Below are 21624 nucleotides of genomic sequence, written 5' to 3' on the forward strand. Positions count from 1 at the left end.
GCTGCTCTTTTGCTTTATGAGAGAACACCCATGACCGCCGCCAAACACCGCATTCTCGAGCTGCGCGCTGAACTCGATCAGCACAACTACCGTTACCACGTCCTCGACGAGCCGAGCATTCCGGACGCCGAGTACGACCGGTTGTTCCACGAGCTCAAGGCGCTGGAAGCGGCCAATCCGGAACTGATCACCAGCGACTCGCCGACCCAGCGCGTCGGCAGCGTGGCGCTCACCGCGTTCACTCAGGTGCGTCACGAAGTGCCGATGCTCAGCCTCGGCAACGCCTTCGAAGAAAGCGACATGCGCGAGTTCGATCGTCGCGTCACCGAAGGTCTGGATATCCCTGCCGGCGATTTGTTCGGCGGCGGCGCGGCGGTGGAATACAGCTGCGAGCCGAAACTCGATGGCCTGGCGGTCAGCCTGCTCTATCAGGACGGCGTGCTGGTACGCGGCGCCACACGCGGCGACGGCACCACCGGCGAAGACATCAGCGTCAACGTGCGCACCGTGCGCAACATTCCGCTGAAGCTGCACGGCGAAGGCTGGCCGGCGACCCTCGAAGTGCGCGGTGAAGTGTTCATGTCCAAGGCCGGTTTCGAGCGCCTCAACGCCTCGCAACTGGAAGTCGGCGGCAAGACCTTCGCCAACCCGCGCAACGCCGCCGCTGGCAGCTTGCGTCAGCTCGATTCGAAGATCACCGCCAACCGTCCGCTGGAATTCTGCTGCTACGGCATCGGTCAAGTCTCCCACGATATTTCCGACACTCACATCGGCAACCTCAAGCAGTTGCAGAAGTGGGGCATGCCGATCAGCCACGAGCTGAAACTGGCCAAGGGCATCGACGAGTGCCTGGATTACTACCACGATATCGGCGCACGCCGTAACGCGCTGACCTATGAAATCGACGGCGTGGTGTTCAAGGTCAACAGCATTGCCGATCAGCGCGAACTCGGCTTCCGCGCCCGCGAACCGCGCTGGGCGATCGCGCATAAATTTCCGGCGATGGAAGAACTCACCGAGCTGCTTGATGTGGAATTTCAGGTCGGTCGTACCGGTGCCGTTACACCGGTCGCACGGTTGAAACCGGTCAAGGTGGCCGGCGTCACCGTGGCCAACGCCACGTTGCACAACATGGATGAAGTCGCGCGACTGGGCCTGATGATCGGCGACACCGTGATCATCCGCCGTGCCGGTGATGTGATTCCGCAAGTGGTGCAAGTGGTGCTTGAGCGTCGTCCGGACAACGCCCGCCCAGTGGCGATTCCCGAGAGCTGCCCGGTGTGCGGCTCGCACGTCGAGCGCACACAGCTGATCAAGCGCAGCAAGGGCAAGGAAACCGTCAGCGAAGGCGCGGTGTATCGCTGCGTGGGTCGTCTGGCCTGTGGCGCGCAACTGAAGCAGGCGATCATTCACTTCGTCTCGCGCCGGGCGATGGACATCGAAGGCTTGGGCGATAAGAGCGTCGAGCAATTGGTCGATGAAGGTCTGGTCAGTTCGCCGGCCGATCTGTATGCGCTGAAGTTCGACGACATCGTCGATCTCGAAGGTTTTGCCGAGGTGTCCAGTAACAAGTTGCTGGCGGCCATCGAAGACAGCAAGCAACCGGGGCTGGCGCGCTTCATCTATGCGCTGGGCATTCCCGATGTCGGCGAGGAGACCGCCAAGGTGCTGGCGCGCTCGCTGGGTTCGCTGGAGCGCGTGCAGCAGGCGCTGCCGCAAGTGCTGACGTACCTGCCGGATGTCGGTCTGGAAGTGGCATACGAGATTCACAGCTTCTTTGAAGATGCGCATAACCAGCAGGTGATCACTGAACTGCTTGGGCATGGTTTGCAGATTCAGGATCAGGGCGAGCTGGGCGCAGAATTCGCGGCCAGCACCACGCTCGGCGGTTTCCTCGACAAGTTGCACATTCCTTCGGTCGGCCCGGGCGGGGCGCAAAAACTGGCGGACAAGTTTGGTTCGCTGGACGCGGTGATGAACGCCGACTGGCTGGACATGCGTCAGGCGTTGCCGGAGAAACAGGCCAATTCGGTGCGCGAGTTTTTTGCGGTCGCGGAGAATCGGCAACTGGCTGAAGCCTCCGAAAAACAGCTGCGTGATTTCGGCATGCACTGGCAGAGCGAGAAGAAAGTCGTCGAAGGCTTGCCGTTGTCCGGCGAGACCTGGGTGCTGACGGGTAAGGTCGAGTTGATGAGCCGGGATGTGGCTAAAGATCACCTCGAAAGCCTGGGTGCGAAGGTTGCCGGTTCGGTCTCGGCGAAAACTCATTGCGTGGTGGCCGGCCCCGGTGCCGGATCGAAACTGACCAAAGCCAATGAGCTGGGCGTAAAAGTGATGGACGAAGAAACTTTTATCGCGTTCCTCAAAACCCATGGCCTTCAGGTCTGACACAAAACCCATGGCCTTCAGGTCTGACACAAAGCCCATGGCCTTTAGGTCTGACACAAAACCCTGTGGCGAGGGGATTTATCCCCGTTCGGCGACGCAGTCGTCGCAAAACCAGACAACGCGGTACACCTGATTAACCGCGTCGTATGGATTTGGGGTCGCTTCGCAACCCATCGGGGATAAATCCCCTCGCCACAATGGTGCTATCACTTGGTTGCACTTGATCATTCCCACGCTCCCGCGTGGGAATGCCGCCCCGGACGCTCCGCGTCCGCTGTGACGCAGAGCGTCACTGGATGCATTCCCACGCAGAGCGTGGGAACGATCATCGCGCCAGAATGATCTAGTCTCTGCAAGCCCCAGGGAGAGATCGCCATGCACCGTTTTTTCGAGCAACTCAGTTCTCGCATCATCGCGCCGTTCATGGGCGAATCTTCGCGCAACAGTAAAGTCTGGCCGTGCCGCTGCGGCCAGTCGCTGTTCTTTCGCAACAGCCAGTGCCTGGCCTGCAATGCTTTGCTCGGTTATCAGCCAGAAGAGAGCCGCATCACCTCCCTGTCGCCCGGTGTGGAGAACGGCACCTGGACGCTGGATGCTGATCCCGACGCAGGCCTGTTTCGCCGCTGCGCCAACCTCGACACGCCCGCCGCGTGCAACTGGCTGCTGCCGGCCAACGTCGACAATGCCTTGTGCGTCGCTTGCAGCCTCAATCGCACCATCCCCGATCTGTCCGATCCGGAAAACCCCGAGCGCTGGCGCAAGGTCGAAATCGCCAAGCGCCGTCTCGTTGCGCAACTGATCACCCTCGGCTTGCAGGTCATCCCGAAAACCGTGGATGAAGACAGCGGCCTCGCTTTCGATTTCATCGGCGTCGACCTCGAAGGCAATGCGCCCGTGACCGGCCACGCCAACGGCCTGATCACCCTCGACATCAAAGAAGCCGACGACGCCCACCGCGAGCGGGTGAGGGCGCAGATGCACGAACCGTATCGCACGCTGCTCGGGCATTTTCGTCACGAGGTCGGGCATTACTATTGGGATCGGCTGATCGCCAACGGCCCGTGGCTCGATTCCTTCCGTAACCTGTTCGGCGACGAGCGCGCCAGTTACGCCGAGGCGCTCGATCGTCATTACCAACACGGCGCGCCACTCGACTGGCCGCAGCACTACGTCAGCGCCTACGCGACCATGCACCCGTGGGAAGACTGGGCAGAAACCTGGGCGCATTACCTGCACATGATGGACGCGGTGGACACGGCGCTGGGTTTTGGCATGAGCGCGCGGGAAATGGATTTCGATTACCAGCCGTTTCCGAGCAACACGCTGTACGACCCGCAGCATCCCGGTGGCGAGGCGTTCCTGGCGTTTGTTAATGCATGGATCGAGTTGGCCGGCATGCTCAATGAGTTGTCACGCAGCATGGGCCAGCCGGATTTTTACCCGTTCGTGCTGCCGGCGGCCGCGATTGCCAAGCTGCACTTTATTCATCTGGTGATCCAGCAGGCGGGCGGCAGGGCAGACGAGGTACTGGCCCTCTAACGTCAAAAGATCGCAGCCTTCGGCAGCTCCTACAGGTGAATGCGGATCCATGTGGGCACTGCCACAGGCTGCGATCTTTATGTCCTTGAACCAGTTCATTTTTTTAATCTGGATAGAACGGTTGTAACTTCGTCTCAGATAGGTACAATGGCGCGGCTCGCCGACAGGCAAGCGTCGTTATGGTGACCCCATCGGTCCCCCCGCAACGATTACCCGTGAACCTGGTCAGAGCCGGAAGGCAGCAGCCACAGCGGGAACATTGTGTGCCGGGGTGTGGCTGGTGGGGTCGCCACCTTAACGAACAATCGAACGCTTCAACCAGAACTGCATGGGTTTCACCCACTGCGGTTTTTTTTGTGCCTGCGATTTGCCAAAACGAAACAAATCCCCTGCTGACAATGATTCTGTAGGAGCAAGGCTTGCCCGCGAAGGCGGTGTGTCAGGTTTACATTTTTCACTGACACACCGCCTTCGCGGGCAAGCCTTGCTCCTACACAGTTATGGGGTGTTGTCGGACTGGCCGGTATACAACCGGATAATCTCATCAATCTCCCCTGACATTTTCATCCGCAACAACGTGCGCAAAATCCGCTGCACTGGCACCTTCGGGTCATTTCTCACATAACAACCGACCTTTTGCTCCTGCAACACCGCCACCGCTTGCAATTGCTTTTCCGGCGTCAGTCGCTGATTAAACCAGTCCAGCGTCCACTGATTGCTCACCGCATAGCGATAACGCCTGGCCAGCAACTTCTCCAACACCTGCTCCTGATTGCGCGCATCTTCGCGGTGCAAGTGATCGGTATCGAACAGTGGTTGCAGGGTAGGGTAGATGTAGCCAAGCACGGTGCCGATGGATTGGCGGGGCAGGGTGGCAGGGTTAATGCTGACTTGCTGATCCTTGCGACTGACCAACAGATCACGCTGGAACAACAGCGGCAGACTCCAGATGTAATCCCCCGACTGATTCGGCAGCCACGACTGCGCGGCATAGCAGCGAACATCAATCTCGCCGTGCTCCATGGCGCTCTGCACCCGGGCGCGCGGCAGCACGTGAAACTCGGCCGGCGCGCCGACCTGGGTGGCGAGGCTGAGCATGATGTCGTAGAGGATGCCCTGGGTCGGGCGGCCGCGTTCGTATTGCACCATCGGCATCGCCCAACTGTCGGGCATGGCAAAGCGCAGCGGTGGCTCTGCGGCCGCCACGCTCAGGCTGAATCCCAGCAGTGCCCCCACGGCCCAACGCATAAACGCTCCGGTAATTCCCTGTCCTGAGCCGATAAAAGCCTCTGCTGATGGAGCTTAGCCACATTAGACGAGGACATCGGATGCAATTTTGCCCTTGCTCCGCTAGCATTAGCCGCTTCTGCTTCCTTCGCTGCGACGGTTTTCGATGAGTTATCAGGTTCTTGCACGTAAATGGCGTCCGCGCTCGTTCCGCGAAATGGTCGGCCAGACCCATGTGCTCAAAGCTCTGATCAATGCCTTGGACAGCCAGCGGCTGCACCACGCGTACCTGTTTACCGGTACTCGCGGGGTGGGTAAAACCACGATTGCGCGGATCATTGCCAAATGCCTGAACTGTGAGACAGGTATCACTTCCAGCCCGTGCGGCGAGTGCTCGGTGTGCCGTGAAATCGACGAAGGCCGCTTTGTCGACCTGATCGAGATCGATGCCGCGAGCCGCACCAAGGTCGAAGACACCCGCGAGCTGCTCGACAATGTGCAATACGCCCCAAGCCGTGGGCGCTTCAAGGTCTACCTGATCGACGAAGTGCACATGCTTTCCAGCCATTCCTTCAATGCGCTGCTGAAAACCCTCGAAGAACCGCCGCCGTACGTCAAGTTCATCCTGGCGACCACTGACCCGCAGAAACTTCCGGCAACGATTTTGTCGCGCTGCCTTCAGTTCTCACTGAAGAACATGACGCCGGAGCGCGTGGTCGAACATTTGACCCACGTCCTGACCGCCGAAAGCGTGCCGTTCGAAGACGACGCGCTGTGGCTGCTCGGTCGCGCCGCTGACGGTTCGATGCGTGACGCCATGAGCCTGACCGATCAGGCCATTGCTTTCGGTGAAGGCAAGGTGCTCGCCACCGACGTGCGGGCGATGCTCGGCACGCTGGATCACGGTCAGGTCTTTGACGTTCTGCATTCGTTGATTGAAGGCGATGCCAAGGCATTGCTTGAAGCGGTGCGCCACCTGGCCGAGCAGGGCCCGGACTGGAACGGCGTGCTCTCGGAAATTCTCAACGTGCTGCACCGCGTCGCTATCGCTCAAGCGCTGCCGGAAGGCGTCGACAACGGCCATGGCGATCGCGATCGCGTGTTGGCGCTGGCGCAAGCCTTGCCGGCCGAAGACGTGCAGTTCTATTACCAGATGGGCCTGATCGGCCGCCGCGATTTGCCGCTGGCGCCGGATCCGCGCGGCGGTTTCGAAATGGTGCTGCTGCGAATGCTGGCCTTCCGGCCGGCTGATACGGCGGACGCCCCGAGGCAACCGCTAAAGCCAGTGGGGATCAGCCAGGCCACAGTTGATTCCGCAAATTCAGTGGCTGCCGCGCCTAAACCTGCGCCGGTGGTTGCTGCGGCTGTTGCCCCGACGCCGGCTCTTGTAACAGCACCTGCGCCGGCTCCAGAGCCTGCGCGGGTTGCTCCAGTTGCCGAGCCAGAGCCAACGCCCGTCGTCGCCGAAGCCGTTGTCGATCTGCCGTGGAACGATCCGGTAGAAGCCGAGGCCGAGCCAGAACCCGAGCCAGCCCAGCAACCTGCCGTCGAGCCCATGCTGGAAACCGCCGCTGAGCAACCCGAGTTGCCGCCGATGCCGTTGCCGACCCCGGACAGCGTCGTTCCTGACGCACCGGAATGGGCCGCCGCGCCAATTCCAGAGCCGTCAGTCGCTGACGTCGATGCCGCTACCCCGGGCACCGACATGGACGACGAGCCGCCGCTGGACGAGGATTACATCGAGCCGGACATGGACTCGGCGTACAGCTACCTCGACGAACTGGCCAGCGAACACGCCGCCGACCCAGAGCCGGAACCCGAGCCTGAGCCTGCAGCGGCGCCGGCCACCGGTCTGGCCTTGCAATGGCTGGAGCTGTTCCCGAAACTGCCGATCTCCGGCATGACCGGCAGCATCGCCGCCAACTGTACGTTGATCGCGGTTGATGGCGATCATTGGCTGATGCACCTCGATCCGGCGCACAGTGCGCTGTTCAACGCCACGCAGCAGCGACGTCTGAACGATGCGTTGAACCAGTTCCACGGTCGCACGCTGACGCTGACCATCGAGCTGATCAAACCCGAGCAGGAGACCCCGGCTCAGGCCGCCTCCCGTCGCCGGGCCAACCGTCAGCGCGAAGCGGAGGAGTCGATTCATGGCGATCCGTTCATCCAGCAGATGGTTCAGCAGTTTGGCGCGGTGGTGCGACACGATACTATTGAACCTGTCGACGCCTTGGTCGCCCAAGGCTAATAACTGAAGGTGCCCGGCCTCCATGGCCGGGCGCTGTTTTGATCCAAGTACTTTTGAGGTGATTCCCATGATGAAAGGTGGCATGGCCGGCCTGATGAAGCAGGCGCAGCAGATGCAGGAAAAAATGGCCAAGATGCAGGAAGAACTGGCCAACGCCGAAGTCACCGGTAAGGCCGGCGGCGATATGGTCACCGTGGTCATGACCGGTCGTCACGACCTCAAGCGCGTCAGCATCGACCCGACCCTGCTGCCGGGTCTGGACGAAGACGACCGTGAAGTGATCGAAGACCTGGTCGCCGCCGCCGTCAACGACGCCGTGCGCAAGATCGAAGCCAGCAGCCAGGAAAAAATGGGCGGCATGACCGCCGGCATGAACCTGCCTGCGGGTATGAAACTGCCATTCTGATTCGCCAACCGGCGGCAGATGAGCTACAAAAAATGCCAGGCATTGCGCCTGGCATTTTTGTTTCTGCCTCATTAACACCGCACCCTGTAGGAGCTGTCGAGTGAAACGAGGCTGCGATCTTTTGATCCTGTTGTTTTCACAAGCAAGATCAAAAGATCGCAGCGTGCCGCAGCTCCTACATGAATGTCGTACGAAACATCGAACACCCCACCGCCTCAACGGTCTGCTCCCTATACCCGCTGAATTCATCATTCACAGGAGACGCTGACATGTCCGACCCTCTTACCCTCAATCAACGCTTCGTCCTTGCCTCGCGTCCGGTTGGCGCGCCGACCCCGGAAAACTTCCGCCTCGAACGCGAAGCGCTGCCCGATCTGCAGGACGGCAAGATACTGCTGAAAACCCTCTACCTGTCCCTCGACCCCTACATGCGCGGGCGCATGAGTGACGCACCGTCCTACGCCGCGCCCGTTGAAATCGGCGAGGTGATGACCGGTGGCGCTGTCAGTCGCGTCGAAGACTCGCGTCATCCAAAGTTTCATAAGGGTGATCTGGTGGTCGGTGCCACAGGCTGGCAAAGCCACAGCATCAGCGATGGCCGCAACATCATCCCGATCCCGTCCGGGTTGCCGAGGCCGTCGATGGCCCTCGGTGTGCTGGGCATGCCCGGCATGACCGCGTACATGGGCCTGATGGACATCGGTCAGCCGAAAGAAGGCGAGACCCTCGTCGTCGCTGCCGCGTCCGGTGCTGTCGGTTCGGTGGTCGGCCAGGTGGCCAAGATCAAAGGCCTGCGCGCGGTCGGTGTCGCCGGTGGTGCCGAGAAGTGCAAATACGTGGTCGAGGAGTTGGGCTTCGACGCCTGCATCGATCACAAGGCTGACGACTTCGCCGAGCAACTGGCCAAAGCTTGCCCGAATGGCATCGACATCTATTACGAAAACGTCGGCGGTCACGTATTCGACGCGGTCGTGCCGTTGCTCAACCCCAAAGCGCGCATCCCGCTGTGCGGCCTGATCGCCGGTTACAACGCCTCTGAAGCCCCGAAAGGCCCGGATCGTCTGCCGATGCTGCAGCGTACGTTGCTGACCAAACGCGTACGCATTCAGGGTTTCATCGTGTTTGATGACTACGGCGATCGTCAGCCGGAATTCATCAGTGCGATGGTGCCGTGGGTGCGCGATGGCAAGGTGAAATTCCGCGAAGACGTGGTCGATGGCCTGGAGCAGGCGCCGGAAGCGTTTATCGGTCTGCTGGAGGGTCGCAACTTCGGCAAACTGGTGGTGCGGGTCGCCCAGGACTGAGTATTTGACGCTGGCCAGAGGCGCGGGTATAAACCGCGTCTCGTTGTTTTGTCGGACTTTTTACCCATGAGCTTCAGCCCTTTGATTCGCCAACTGATCGACGCCCTGCGCACCTTGCCCGGCGTGGGTCAGAAAACCGCCCAGCGCATGGCGTTGCAGATGCTCGAGCGTGATCGCAGCGGCGGTCTGCGTCTGGCTCAGGCCTTGAGCCAAGCCATGGAAGGGGTCGGTCACTGCCGCCAATGCCGCACGCTGACCGAAGACGATCTGTGCCCGCAATGCGCCGACACCCGCCGCGACGACACGTTGCTGTGCGTGGTCGAAGGGCCGATGGATGTCTATGCGGTCGAGCAAACTGGCTTCCGTGGCCGCTACTTTGTGCTCAAGGGGCATTTGTCGCCGCTGGATGGTCTCGGGCCTGAGGCGATCGGTATTCCGCAACTGATGGCGCGGATTGAAGAGGCGGGGACGTTTGCTGAAGTGATCCTTGCGACCAATCCTACGGTTGAGGGTGAAGCCACGGCGCATTACATCGCGCAGTTGTTGCAGAACAAAGGCCTGATTGCTTCGCGGATTGCTCACGGTGTGCCGTTGGGTGGTGAGTTGGAACTGGTGGATGGCGGCACGCTGGCGCATTCGTTTGCCGGGCGGAAACCGATTTCCCTCTGATAAAAATCAAAAGATCGCAGCCTGCGGCAGCTCCTACAGGGAAACGCATTCCAATGTAGGAGCTGCCGCAGGCTGCGATCTTTTGCTCTTCTGTATCTTGTAAACCAAGCAAGCGCTCGGTTAAGTTCGGCGAACCCTTCCGTGGAGCTCGCCCATGCCTGCCTTTCAGGAATACTTCGACCCAAGCCATCAATTAGTCCGCGACAGCGTCAGACGTTTCGTCGAACGCGAGATCCTGCCGGATATTGACCAGTGGGAAGAAGCCGAAAGCTTTCCCCGTGAGCTGTACCTGAAAGCAGGCGCCGCCGGCATCCTTGGCATCGGCTACCCGGAAGCGCTCGGTGGCAGCCATGAAGGCGATCTCTTCGCCAAGGTCGCCGCCAGTGAGGAGTTGATGCGCTGCGGCTCTGGTGGCCTGGTAGCGGGGCTTGGCTCGCTGGATATCGGTCTGCCACCTATCGTCAAATGGGCGCGCCCTGAAGTGCGAGATCGCGTCGTGCCACAAGTGCTCAGCGGCGAAAAGATCAGCGCCTTGGCAGTTACCGAGCCCGGTGGCGGCTCTGACGTCGCCAACCTGCAAACCCGCGCCGTGCGTGACGGCGACGTCTATCGGGTCAGCGGCAGCAAAACCTTTATAACCAGTGGCGTGCGCGCGGATTTCTACACCGTCGCGGTACGCACCGGTGCGCCGGGCTTCGGTGGTATCAGCCTGTTGATGATCGAGAAGGGCACGCCCGGTTTCACCGTGGGTCGTCAGTTGAAGAAAATGGGCTGGTGGGCGTCGGACACGGCTGAATTGTTCTTCGACGATTGCCGTGTGCCTGTAGGAAATCTGATCGGCGCCGAGAACATGGGCTTCGCCTGCATCATGGGCAATTTTCAGAGCGAACGCCTGGCCTTGGCGCTGATGGCCAACATGACCGCGCAACTGGCGCTGGAAGGAAGCCTGAAGTGGGCGCGCGAGCGGGAAGCCTTTGGCAAACCGATTGGCAAGTTTCAGGTGATCAAGCATCGACTGGCCGAGATGGCTACGGCGCTGGAGGTGTCGCGCGAATTCACTTACCGGCAAGCGGCGAAAATGGCGGCGGGGCAGAGTGTGATCAAGGAGATTTCCATGGCGAAGAACTTTGCCACGGACACCTCGGATCGGATTACCACGGAGGCGGTGCAGATTCTTGGTGGGCTGGGGTATATGCGCGAGAGTCTGGTGGAGCGGCTGTATCGGGATAACCGCATCTTGTCGATTGGCGGCGGGACGCGGGAAGTGATGAACGAGATTATCAGCAAGCAGATGGGGCTTTAAAGTCAAAAGATCGCAGCCTTCGGCAGCTCCTACAGGGAAACGCACATCCCAATGTAGGAGCTGCCGAAGGCTGCGATCTTTTGCTCTTGATTACTTGTCAGTCAACGCAAACTGCGTCAGGCAGAAAGTAGGGATGCCCATGTCCTGCAGACGCTGCGAACCTTGCAGCTCCGGCAGGTCAATAATCGCCGCCGCCTCATGCACCCGCGCGCCCATGCGACGAATCAGGTTGGCCGCCGCAATCAGCGTGCCACCGGTGGCGATCAAATCATCAAACATCACCACCGAATCGCCTTCGCACAGGCTATCAGCGTGTACTTCCAGAAACGCTTCGCCGTATTCGGTCGCGTAACCTTCAGCGAGCACGTCCGCCGGCAGTTTGCCTTGCTTGCGGAACAGCACCAGCGGCTTGTTCAACTGATAGGCCAGTACCGAACCGATCAGAAAACCGCGCGCATCCATCGCGCCGATGTGGGTGAAATCGGCTTCCACGTAGCGGTGGGCGAAGCTGTCCATCACCAGGCGCAGGGCCGTGGGCGATTGGAACAGCGGGGTGATGTCGCGAAAGATCACGCCCGGTTTCGGGAAGTCGATCACGGGGCGGATCAGGGATTTGATGTCGAAGGAGTCGAAGACCATCGTCGAGGTGTCCTGGCAGGGCTGCAAACGGCGCAGTATACCCGCGGCTGAAACGCTTCGCTCAACCGCGGATCGAGATCAGCCTTCTAACGAACCACCGGCCAGCGCGCAGAGCTGGATCGGGTCGAGGATGTGAATCTCCTTGCCCTCGGCGGCGATCAGCTGGTTTTGCTGGAAGCGGGTGAACACGCGGGATACGGTTTCCACCGCCAGACCCAAGTAGTTGCCGATTTCGTTACGCGACATTGCAAGGCGGAATTGATTGGCCGAGAAGCCGCGAGCGCGGAAGCGTGCGGACAGGTTGACCAGGAAGGTGGCGATGCGCTCGTCGGCGGTTTTCTTCGACAGCAGCAACATCATTTGCTGGTCGTCGCGGATTTCGCGGCTCATCACGCGCATCAACTGACGGCGCAGCTGCGGCAATTGCAGGGCCAGTTCGTCGAGGCGTTCAAAGGGAATTTCGCAGACCGAGGTGGTTTCCAGCGCCTGAGCGGACACCGGGTGTTTCTCGGTGTCCATGCCGGACAGGCCGACCAGTTCGCTCGGCAAGTGGAAGCCGGTCAGTTGTTCTTCGCCGGAATCGCTCAGGCTGAAGGTCTTCAGGGCGCCGGAGCGTACTGCAAAAACGGAATCGAACGTGTCGCCCTGGCGGAACAGGAACTCACCCTTTTTCAACGGGCGGCCACGTTTAACGATCTCGTCCAGCGCATCCATGTCTTCCAGATTCAGAGAAAGTGGCAGGCAGAGAGGGGCCAGGCTGCAATCCTTGCAATGAGCCTGGTTATGAGCGCGCAGTTTAACTGGCTCGGACATTTCTTTAATCCTTGTGGGAAATCACACATAAGACGTAAGGGTAACCCACAAGAGGACGTTCAGGCCAGTGCGTGGCGCGTCTGGCCTGCTGGCAAAATGTCGCTGTCCGGACTGGTTCATTTTGCTGGGCGCTCAGATCACCCGGGAAAAACGCTGGCGGTTTTGCTGCTCCAGGTAAGCGTCAAACACCATGCACACCGAACGCACCAGCAAGCGTCCCGCCGGCAGAATCATGATGCAATCACGTTCCAGAGTGATCAAGCCATCGTTGGCCATGCCTTGCAGTTGTGGCCATAGCGCGCCGAAGTAACCCTGAAAATCGATGTTGAACTGCTGCTCGATCTCGGCGAAATCCAGACTGAAGTTGCAGATGAGTTGCTGAATCACCGCGCGTCGTAGCCGATCATCGGCGTTGCACACCAAGCCACGGCTGGTCGCCAGTTGCGCGGCGGCGAGGCTGTTCTGGTATTCGTTCAGATCGCTGCTGTTCTGGCAGTACAGGTCGCCAATCTGGCTGATCGCCGAAACTCCCAGACCAATCAAATCGCAATGGCCGTGGGTGGTGTAGCCCTGGAAGTTGCGTTGCAGGGTTTCCTCTTCCTGAGCAATCGCCAGTTCGTCATCGGGCAGGGCGAAGTGATCCATGCCGATGTAGCGGTAACCGGCGGCGATCAATTGTTCGGTAGTGCGCTGAAACATCTCCAGTTTCTGCGCCGGGCTCGGCAGTTCGCTGGTGTTGATCCGCCGCTGCGGCATAAAGCGTTCCGGCAGGTGCGCGTAGTTGAACACCGAGAGCCGATCCGGTTGCAGGCTGATGACTTCCTCGACGGTACGGGCGAAGTTGTCCGGGGTCTGTTTGGGCAGGCCGTAAATCAGGTCGATGTTGATCGAGCGAAATTGCAGGGTGCGCGCCGCATCGATCACCGCGCGGGTCTCTTCCAGACTTTGCAGGCGATTGACTGCGCGTTGTACGGCCGGATCGAGGTCTTGCAGGCCAATGCTGACGCGATTGAAACCGAGTTCCCGCAGCAGGCCCATGGTCGACCAGTCGGCTTCGCGCGGATCGATTTCGATGCCGTAATCGCCGGAATCGTCATCCAGCAGATTGAAATGCTTGCGCAGGTGCGCCATCAACTGACGCAGTTCATCGTGGCTGAGAAAGGTCGGGGTGCCGCCGCCGAAGTGCAGTTGCTCGACTTTTTGTGCGGGGTCGAGGTGGCAGGCGATCAACTGGATTTCCTGCTCCAGACGTTGCAGGTACGGCAGGGCGCGGCCGCGATCTTTGGTGATGACCTTGTTGCAGGCGCAGTAGTAGCAAATGTTCGCGCAGAACGGCACGTGCACATACAGCGACAACGGGCGCAGGGCCTTGCGACTGTCGCGCAGGGCGTGAAACAGATCGAACGAGCCGACCTGACTGTGAAATTGCACGGCCGTCGGATACGAGGTGTAGCGCGGTCCCGCGAGATCGTAACGGCGAATCAGATCAGAGTCCCAACGAATGGCGTCGAGCATGCGGGCATTCCCCCGAATAGGCTGGCAGTGTGGGGGGAGTCTATCGGGGTGCGGCGATGAGGCACTTGATTTGCATCAACCGCAGGAGATCAAAAGATCGCAGCCTTCGGCAGCTCCTACTTTGGAATGTGTAACTCTGTAGGAGCTGCCGAAGGCTGCGATCTTTTGATCTTAATGCCCCATGAGCCAGTGTTGATGCGGGCCGGGCAGGGTCCAGACGCCGAAAAGGATGACCAGCAAACCACCCGTCATGCGCACGCTGCGCTTGCGCAATAGCGCAGTAACGCGTTCTGCCGCAAGGCCCGTGGCGAGCAAAACCGGCCATGTTCCCAAGCCAAACGCGAGCATCAACAACGCACTGTCCAGCGCATTGCCCTGACTCGCCGACCACAGCAACGTGCTGTAAACCAGCCCACACGGCAGCCAGCCCCACAACGCGCCGAGCAACAACGCACGCGGCACACTCGACACGGGCAACAAACGGTTAGCCACTGGCTGAATGTGCCGCCACAACCCGCGTCCGAGGCTTTCGATCCGCGTCAGCCCGCTCCACCAACCGGCCAGGTACAACCCCATGGCGATCAACAACAAACCGGCCAGTACGCGCATGAACATCGCCGCAGGACTGTTGGCAACCGCCCAGCCCGCCAGACCGATCAACAATCCAGCCGTGGCATAACTGAGAATCCGCCCGAGGTTATACGCCAGCAGCAGACGAAAACGCCGGCTGCGTTGCTCTTTGGGAATCGCCAGGGTCAGCGCGCCCATCAAGCCGCCGCACATGCCCAGGCAATGGCCGCCACCGAGCAAGCCGAGGATCAGCGCCGAGACCAGCAGTGGCGCCAGTTCAAGCATGGGGTGGGGCCTTGTCGTCCGGTTTGGTCGCGTTGACTTCGTCGACGGCGGCGGTGTGTTGCGGATCCTGATCGTCGAACAGGATGCTGTGGGCCGGGCCGTCGAGGTCGTCGTACTGACCGCTGTCCACCGCCCAGAAGAAAATGTAAACGGCGATGGCCACGATCAGCAGTGCGGCGGGGATCATCACGTAGAGAGCTGGCATCTGTACTCCATGCCCGCGCGGCTCAGGCCGGCAGCGGGCGGGTTTCCGAACGAGTGCTGGCGTGCGGCGAACCCGGCAGGCGAGTCAGGCGCAAAGCGTTGAGCACCACGGTCAACGAACTGATCGACATGCCGACCGCGGCCCACACCGGCGTGATCCAGCCGAGGGCGGCGAACGGCAACATGAGGCCATTGTACAGCGCCGCCCACAGCAGATTCTCGATGATTACCCGACGGGTGCGCCGCGCCAACGTGAAGGCCTGAACCAGCGCGTCGAGGCGATTGGACAGCAGCACCGCATCGGCGCTGGTTTTCGCCAGATCGGTGGCCGAACCCATGGCCACGCTGATGTCAGCCGCCGCCAACACCGGCACGTCATTCACACCGTCGCCAAGCATCAGCACCTTGCGACCTTCCCTGTGCAACCGTTGCAAGACTTGCAGTTTGTCGTCAGGACGCAAACCACCACGGGCCTCGTCGATGCCCAATTCGGCGGCGACGCTGGCGACCATCGGCGAGCTGTCCCCCGATAGCAACAAGGTGCGCCAGCCGCGCGCCTTGCACGCCGCGAGCAGGGCGGGGGCGTCATCGCGCAAGCGGTCATCGAGGACAAACCACGCCAACGGCCCCTGAGCGTCGCCCAGCAGCAGCCATTGGCCTGCTTCGTCCGGCATCCTCGGGACTGCCGCGCCGCTGAGGGCGCAGACAAATTGCGCCTGACCGATGCGCAAGCGTTGATCGCCTACCAGGCCTTCGAGACCGAGCCCCGGTGTGCTGTGAACTTCCTCTGCCGCCAGCGGTGCGCGACCGAAAGCTCGGGCAATCGGGTGTTCTGAACGGTTTTCCAGCGCGGCGGCGAGGCTCAGGCATTGCTCGCTGTCCATTGCGCCGAGCGGGCGGATCGAACGTAATACCAAGCGGCCCTCGGTGAGGGTGCCGGTCTTGTCGAAAATCACTGTGTCGATCTGATTCAGGCCTTCTAGCACATGGCCGCGCGTCAACAGCAAACCGAGTTTGTGCAGGGTGCCGGTGGCGGCGGTGAGGGCGGTCGGCGTCGCCAGCGACAGCGCGCACGGGCAGGTCGCGACGAGCATGGCGAGGACGATCCAGAACGCGCGCGAGGAATCCAGCTCCCACCAAAGCAGGCCGATGACCGCAGCGGCGATCAGCGACAGCAACAGGAACCATTGCGCGGCGCGGTCGGCGATTTCTGCCAGTCGCGGTTTTTCTGCCTGAGCTCGATCAAGCAGGCGGACGATGGCGGACAGGCGCGTGTCTTGCCCCAGCGCCTGCACTTCAACCGTCAGCGCCCCTTCGACATTAAGGGTGCCGGCGGTGACCGCATCGCCCAGCGTGCGCGGTTGCGGCAGGTATTCGCCGGTGAGCAGCGATTCGTCGATGCTTGATTGGCCATCAATGATCTTGCCGTCGGCCGGGAGGATCGACCCGGCTTGCACCAGAATCTTGTCGCCCGTGCGCAGCTCGCTGAGCAAAATGCGCTCGCTCTGGCCGTCACCGTCCAGACGCAGGCACGACGCGGGCAACAGATTGACCAGTTGGGCCGTGGCAGCGGCGGTACGCTCGCGGGCGCGGCGTTCCAGATAACGCCCGGCGAGCAGGAACAACGCAAACATACCGACCGCATCGAAGTACAACTCGCCGACGCCGGTGATCGCCGTCCAGATCCCGGCGATGTAGGCGCTGCCGATGGCCAGCGACACCGAGACGTCCATGGTCAGGTGGCGGGTGCGCAAATCGCGCATTGCGCCTTTGAAGAACGGCGCGCAGCTGTAGAAGACGATCGGCGTGGTGAGGAACAGCGCGACCCAGCGCAGGATCGTGTGCAGTTCGGGGCTGAGGTCGATATTGAATTCCGGCCAGGTGGCCATGGTCGCCATCATTGCCTGAAACCACAGCAATCCAGCGACGCCGAGCTGGCGCAGGGCGAGACGGTTTTCGCTGGCCAGTTGTTCGCTGGCGCGGTCGGCCTGATACGGGTGGGCGGCGTAACCGATGTGACGCAGTTCGGCGAGGATCTGGCTCAGCGGCAACTGCGCATCGGCCCAGCTCACGTGCAGGCGATGGTTGGACAGGTTCAGCCGTGCTTCGGCCACGGCAGGCAGGGTGCGCAGATGTTTCTCGATCAGCCAGCCGCACGCGGCGCAACTGATGCCTTCCATCAATAACGTGGTTTCGGCCAGCTCGCCTGCATGGCGCACGAACGGTTGTTGCACGTCGGCGCGGTCGTACAGCGCCAGTTCGTCGGTCAGTTGCACCGGCAGCGCTTCGGGGTTGGCCGAGGCTTCGCTGCGATGCTGGTAATAACTGTCGAGGCCGCCGGCAACGATGGCTTCGGCCACGGCCTGGCAGCCCGGGCAGCAGAATTCGCGGGATTCCCCGAGTACGTCAGCGGTGAAGCGGCTGCCCGACGGAACGGGCAGGGCGCAGTGGTAGCAGGGGAGTGGGCTGGTCATGGCACTTGTTCCGATGATCGTTCCCACGCTCAGCGTGGGAATACCTCCCCGGACGCTCCGCGTCCGCTTCGGCTGGGACGCGGAGCGTCCTTGGCTGCGTTCCCACGCAGAGCGTGGGAACGATCAGGCACAGGAGTTGTTTATTTTTTCAGGTCTTCGGCGCCCTGGAGGGGTTCATCACCCAGCAGCAGATCCTTGTCGTGGCTGACCAGTTCTTCTTCGAACATGCGCCACACGTGGTCATCCTGACTGCCGAGCAGTTCAACAAAACGACGCCCTTCAACCTTGTCGTTCAGTTGTCCGAGGTAACGGCCGGTTTCAGATTCGCTGCGGGTCAGGACGATCTTGCGATCCTTCTCCGGCTGGGTCGGCGAGATCAGGTTCAGTTCCAGTGTCTTCGGGTGACTGTCACCGCTCAAACGCAGATCAACTTCGCCGGTAACGCCGTCCAGATGCACGTTGGCGCGCATCTTCAGGTTCTGCGCGAGCAACTCACGATCCAGCGAACGGTTGATGCCTTTGCCGGCCTCGTAGTAGTTGTCGTTCACCAGGTTGTCCGGGTTGTTTACCGCGATGGTCACCATGGACAAGGTCAGGGTCACCGAGCAGGCCAGAATCCCGATGATGATCCATGGCCAGAGGTGCTTGTACCAAGGGCTTGCGGCGTTTGCTGCGGGCATGTTCAGTTCTCTCAACGGATTTGTGGGCCGATGAATCGGCTCTTGGCTTCAACGTGGACGCTGTTGTCATCGGCATCCTTGAGGATGAATTTCACCTCGTTGGTGCTCGATGGCAGTTGTTCGGGGGCGCTCGACAGTTCGACCGGCATGCTGAAAATTTCCCCGGCCGGCACCTTGATCTCGCGTTTGCCTTGCAGGCGCAGATCCGGCAGACCGCTGGCTTCCAGCACATAGGTGTGGTCGCGCTGATCCTTGTTCATGATCTTCAGGCTGTAGACGTTTTCGATCCGGCCTTCAGCGTTTTCGCGGTACAGCACGCGATCCTTGCTGACGTCGAAACCAACCAGCGAGCGCATGAAGAACGCGGTCACCAACAGGCTGATCATCGCCAGCAACACCACGGCATAGCCGATCAGGCGCGGTCGCAGTTTATGGGTTTTCTGCCCGGACAGGTTGTGCTCGGTGGTGTAACTGATGAGGCCGCGCGGATAATTCATCTTGTCCATGATGCTGTCGCAGGCGTCGATGCACGCGGCGCAACCGATGCACTCGATCTGCAGACCGTCGCGAATGTCGATGCCGGTCGGGCAGACCTGAACGCACATGGTGCAGTCGATGCAATCACCGAGGCCCTGCGCCTTGTAGTCGATGCCTTTCTTGCGCGGGCCACGGCTTTCGCCCCGGCGCGGATCGTAGGAAACAATCAGCGTGTCTTTATCGAACATCACGCTCTGGAAGCGCGCATACGGACACATGTAGATGCACACTTGCTCGCGCAACCAACCGGCGTTGCCGTAGGTGGCGAGGGTGAAGAAACCGACCCAGAAGTACGACCAGCCATCGGCCTGGCCGGTGAAGAATTCAAAAACCAGTTCGCGGATTGGCGAGAAGTAACCGACAAAGGTCATGCCAGTGACAAAACCAATCAGCAGCCACATCGCGTGTTTCGCGGCTTTGCGCAGCAGTTTGTTGGCGCTCATCGGCGCCTTGTCGAGTTTGATGCGCTGGTTGCGGTCGCCTTCGGTGACCTTCTCGCACCACATGAAAATCCACGTCCACACGCTTTGCGGACAGGTGTAACCGCACCAGACGCGACCGGCGTACACGGTGATAAAGAACAGGCCGAACGCGGCAATGATCAACAGGCCGGACAGCAGGATGAAATCCTGGGGCCAGAAGGTGGCGCCGAAGATGAAGAATTTGCGCTCGGGCAAGTTCCACCACACCGCCTGATGGCCGCCCCAATTCAGCCAGACCGTACCGAAATACAGCAGAAACAGCGCGGCGCCGCCCATCATCCGCAGGTTGCGGAACAGGCCGGTGAAAGCGCGGGTGTAGATTTTTTCTCGTGAGGCGTAAAGGTCAACGCTGTTGTTCGCGTTTTTGCTCGGTGGTGTGACGTCGTGTACCGGAATCTGGTTGCTCATCATTGCATCCCACGGCAGTGGAAAAATGCCTCGGTCGATACGTGCCAACCGCGGTCAAAAGGGGGTATTGCAGTGGCGCAATGATACGCCTGTCGCTCTAGCTCAGGGGTGCGACCTTTGGTCGCGTTGGGGGAAGAGCGTGAATGGTGTAGCGATTGCAGCAAAGCATGATGCAGGTCAATTGACTATAGACGATGGCTGTTGCCGGTATCTTGACAGCTGAGGAGGGCAGTGCAGGCACTGCCCTGTTTTCACTCACCGATCAAGGCAGTCGGCCACCGCCGAGGCTGTCGAGGCCGCCACTGCCACGTTTTTTATCAATCTCGTTTTCGTCGTCAATCGAGCGTTTTTTTCTGTTCAGGTCTTCGGAGCCAGTCAGTGGCGCGGGAGCACTGTCCACGGTCGAAAGTTCGGAATTCAGGGTTTTGTCTGGTTCGGTCATTACTCAGCATCCTTGTCTGATTAATTGAGGGGGTATTGCATGGCGGTACTTCTGAAGAGCTCAGACGTTATCGCGTGTCGGCCAACGTGCCTATCGAATTTCAATTGCCAAATATGAGCGGGCGACTCGCCACCACGGTCAAGCCGTGCATCGACGTGATTGCTGCGAGCGCAGGGTGATGGTGGCATTGACCGGCAGGATCCGCACATTCAAGACTGGCGTTGTTGGGGGCATCAAGAAGAACTAAAAGCGTAAGTTTGCTTTTTGTTGTTTCAGGCGGTGGCAGAAATAAAAGTTATTAATGTTGTCCGTGCTCAAGGTTTTCACTGGCGTGTGCTTGCAGTAGTTTTATTGAAGTGGCCAGTCAGGCTTTTAATTCAATAAGCTCATACGAGAAGGATCTCTCATGCAACAAGTCAAGTTGTGGCGGTGCAGTGTTTTAACGTTTTTGCTGATGGCAGTAACGATTGGGGCTCAAGCTGATGAGCGTTCCCCCAATCGACTGATTTTTACATCTGATCCTCAATTCCCATGGACTGAAAGTTCCGATAATGGTGGGGAAGAATCGGCGTCGGATCGTGACAAACGCTCTCGCTGGCTGATAGAAACCCAATACTCGGACGTTGCCAGTTACCGAAAGTTTTTCAACCGGGAGTGGCGGTCGATTCCGGTCATGATCAATGGTGACTTGACGGCGTTCGGCCACAGCGGGCAACGCTCCACTACCAAGGAGATTCTGGATAAGCACCTGGGGGGTGATTACGATTACGGTCTTGGTAATCATGATTACGAAAACAATATCAATGATTGCAGTGTTCCGGAGAACAACTGTGCTGCCGGTAGCATTTCGGATATGAAGGATAAGTATTGGGGGAAGGTCGATACGTTTGATCTTGCAGCGCGAGATATTAAAGGCAGGAAGACATTCTATGGCAGTCTCGCTTACTCAAAAAATTATGGTGATGTGCACCTGGTGCAGTTGAATAACGAGCCAACCTATACGGTGTCGTTCTCTTCCGGTTTTCCTTTGTTTAAAGTTGATTATGAAATAACGAGTGCGCTCGATTGGCTTGAGCGTGATCTGAAAGCTGCTCGTGCGCAAGACAAGATCATTCTTTTAAACCTGCACAAACCCAGTGGATGGGCGGGTAGCGAGGAGCAGATTGATCGATTCAAGGCCATGATTGATAAATACGCAGTGACTGCCGTGTTTGCCGGGCACTTGCACACGCGACCGGGGTATTACTTCTATTACAGCGATCAGAACTTCGGCGATGTGCCGGTCTACCTCAGTGGCGGTGCATCAAATTCGACTTACCTGATCGCTGAGTTTGCCGATGATCGCAAGAAGCTGAACGTGTTTCAGGTCAACGGTAACAATTGGCCGCGGCGTGAGCTGATCGATACCATCGAGGTCTTAAAGTAAAGCGAGGCCGGCAACAAAAAGGCCCCGCCAATTCACATTGGCGGGGCCGTTTTTTGTTTCAA

General features: G+C 59.8%; 18 protein-coding genes and 1 other RNA gene. 9 read left to right on the forward strand and 10 right to left on the reverse strand.

The genetic code is table 11. From position 1 onward, the window contains the following. Positions 1 to 30: 30 nt before the first annotated feature. The 3 genes from ligA to ffs all read left to right on the forward strand — a co-directional run bounded on the left by ligA (position 31) and on the right by ffs (position 4213). Positions 31 to 2388 carry an NAD-dependent DNA ligase LigA gene (gene ligA, locus AD669_RS08695; protein WP_053118757.1) on the forward strand — a complete coding sequence of 786 codons (2358 nt, stop codon included), beginning with the start codon at positions 31 to 33 and terminating at the stop codon, positions 2386 to 2388. A gap of 375 nt (positions 2389 to 2763) precedes the next feature. After that, on the forward strand, positions 2764 to 3927 hold the full coding sequence (locus AD669_RS08700) for a putative zinc-binding metallopeptidase (protein ID WP_053118759.1): 1164 nt from the start codon (positions 2764 to 2766) through the stop codon (positions 3925 to 3927). Between the two features lie 189 nt (positions 3928 to 4116). Then, positions 4117 to 4213, forward strand: an RNA gene (ffs, locus tag AD669_RS28035) — signal recognition particle sRNA small type. 212 nt (positions 4214 to 4425) lie between these two features. On the opposite strand, the gene AD669_RS08705 is transcribed toward ffs, so the two are convergent. Beyond that, positions 4426 to 5175, reverse strand: coding sequence for an ABC transporter substrate-binding protein (locus tag AD669_RS08705; RefSeq protein WP_053118764.1), 750 nt, complete (start codon positions 5173 to 5175; stop codon positions 4426 to 4428). 145 nt (positions 5176 to 5320) lie between these two features. Here AD669_RS08705 and dnaX point away from each other — a divergent pair, with 145 nt between their 5' ends. The 5 genes from dnaX to AD669_RS08730 all read left to right on the forward strand — a co-directional run bounded on the left by dnaX (position 5321) and on the right by AD669_RS08730 (position 11087). Then, complete coding sequence (gene dnaX, locus AD669_RS08710; protein ID WP_053118766.1) at positions 5321 to 7405, forward strand: DNA polymerase III subunit gamma/tau; 2085 nt, start codon at positions 5321 to 5323, stop codon at positions 7403 to 7405. 67 nt (positions 7406 to 7472) lie between these two features. After that, on the forward strand, positions 7473 to 7811 hold the full coding sequence (locus tag AD669_RS08715; protein ID WP_053118768.1) for a YbaB/EbfC family nucleoid-associated protein: 339 nt from the start codon (positions 7473 to 7475) through the stop codon (positions 7809 to 7811). 269 nt (positions 7812 to 8080) lie between these two features. Beyond that, the gene (locus tag AD669_RS08720; RefSeq protein ID WP_053118771.1) at positions 8081 to 9115 is read left to right on the forward strand and encodes an NADP-dependent oxidoreductase; all 1035 of its coding nucleotides are present in this window, start codon (positions 8081 to 8083) and stop codon (positions 9113 to 9115) included. Positions 9116 to 9181: 66 nt separating this feature from the next. Next, a complete protein-coding gene (recR, locus tag AD669_RS08725) occupies positions 9182 to 9784 on the forward strand; it encodes a recombination mediator RecR (protein WP_008088815.1) in 603 nt (200 codons plus the stop codon). Between the two features lie 154 nt (positions 9785 to 9938). Beyond that, positions 9939 to 11087: an acyl-CoA dehydrogenase family protein gene (locus AD669_RS08730; RefSeq protein ID WP_053118772.1), complete on the forward strand. Its 1149-nt coding sequence runs from the start codon at positions 9939 to 9941 to the stop codon at positions 11085 to 11087. A 90-nt stretch (positions 11088 to 11177) separates the two neighbouring features. Here the strand turns inward: AD669_RS08730 and AD669_RS08735 are convergent, their stop codons facing one another. From AD669_RS08735 to AD669_RS08775, 9 genes are all read right to left on the reverse strand, one after another. Beyond that, entirely contained in the window at positions 11178 to 11726 is a 549-nt protein-coding gene (locus AD669_RS08735; protein WP_024012326.1) for an adenine phosphoribosyltransferase, read from the reverse strand. A 78-nt stretch (positions 11727 to 11804) separates the two neighbouring features. Continuing rightward, positions 11805 to 12539: a fumarate/nitrate reduction transcriptional regulator Fnr gene (fnr, locus tag AD669_RS08740; RefSeq protein WP_053118774.1), complete on the reverse strand. Its 735-nt coding sequence runs from the start codon at positions 12537 to 12539 to the stop codon at positions 11805 to 11807. A gap of 132 nt (positions 12540 to 12671) precedes the next feature. Beyond that, positions 12672 to 14054: an oxygen-independent coproporphyrinogen III oxidase gene (gene hemN / locus AD669_RS08745; RefSeq protein ID WP_053118775.1), complete on the reverse strand. Its 1383-nt coding sequence runs from the start codon at positions 14052 to 14054 to the stop codon at positions 12672 to 12674. 171 nt (positions 14055 to 14225) lie between these two features. Continuing rightward, a complete protein-coding gene (locus AD669_RS08750; RefSeq protein WP_053118777.1) occupies positions 14226 to 14909 on the reverse strand; it encodes a sulfite exporter TauE/SafE family protein in 684 nt (227 codons plus the stop codon). Beyond that, the gene (ccoS, locus tag AD669_RS08755; protein WP_053118779.1) at positions 14902 to 15114 is read right to left on the reverse strand and encodes a cbb3-type cytochrome oxidase assembly protein CcoS; all 213 of its coding nucleotides are present in this window, start codon (positions 15112 to 15114) and stop codon (positions 14902 to 14904) included. Before ccoS ends, AD669_RS08750 begins: the two co-directional genes overlap by 8 nt. Before the next feature lie 22 nt (positions 15115 to 15136). After that, the gene (locus tag AD669_RS08760; RefSeq protein WP_053118781.1) at positions 15137 to 17587 is read right to left on the reverse strand and encodes a heavy metal translocating P-type ATPase; all 2451 of its coding nucleotides are present in this window, start codon (positions 17585 to 17587) and stop codon (positions 15137 to 15139) included. A gap of 140 nt (positions 17588 to 17727) precedes the next feature. After that, entirely contained in the window at positions 17728 to 18267 is a 540-nt protein-coding gene (locus AD669_RS08765; protein ID WP_053118783.1) for a FixH family protein, read from the reverse strand. Positions 18268 to 18278: 11 nt separating this feature from the next. Then, positions 18279 to 19694, reverse strand: a complete 1416-nt coding sequence (gene ccoG / locus AD669_RS08770) for a cytochrome c oxidase accessory protein CcoG (RefSeq protein ID WP_053118785.1) — start codon at positions 19692 to 19694, stop codon at positions 18279 to 18281. Positions 19695 to 19956: 262 nt separating this feature from the next. Then, a complete protein-coding gene (locus tag AD669_RS08775; protein WP_053118786.1) occupies positions 19957 to 20136 on the reverse strand; it encodes a hypothetical protein in 180 nt (59 codons plus the stop codon). 406 nt (positions 20137 to 20542) lie between these two features. Here AD669_RS08775 and AD669_RS08780 point away from each other — a divergent pair, with 406 nt between their 5' ends. Next, positions 20543 to 21562, forward strand: coding sequence for a metallophosphoesterase (locus AD669_RS08780; RefSeq protein ID WP_053118788.1), 1020 nt, complete (start codon positions 20543 to 20545; stop codon positions 21560 to 21562). Positions 21563 to 21624: the final 62 nt, after the last annotated feature.

This window comes from Pseudomonas sp. P1.31, from assembly GCF_001269815.1.
GTDB lineage: Bacteria > Pseudomonadota > Gammaproteobacteria > Pseudomonadales > Pseudomonadaceae > Aquipseudomonas > Aquipseudomonas rustica.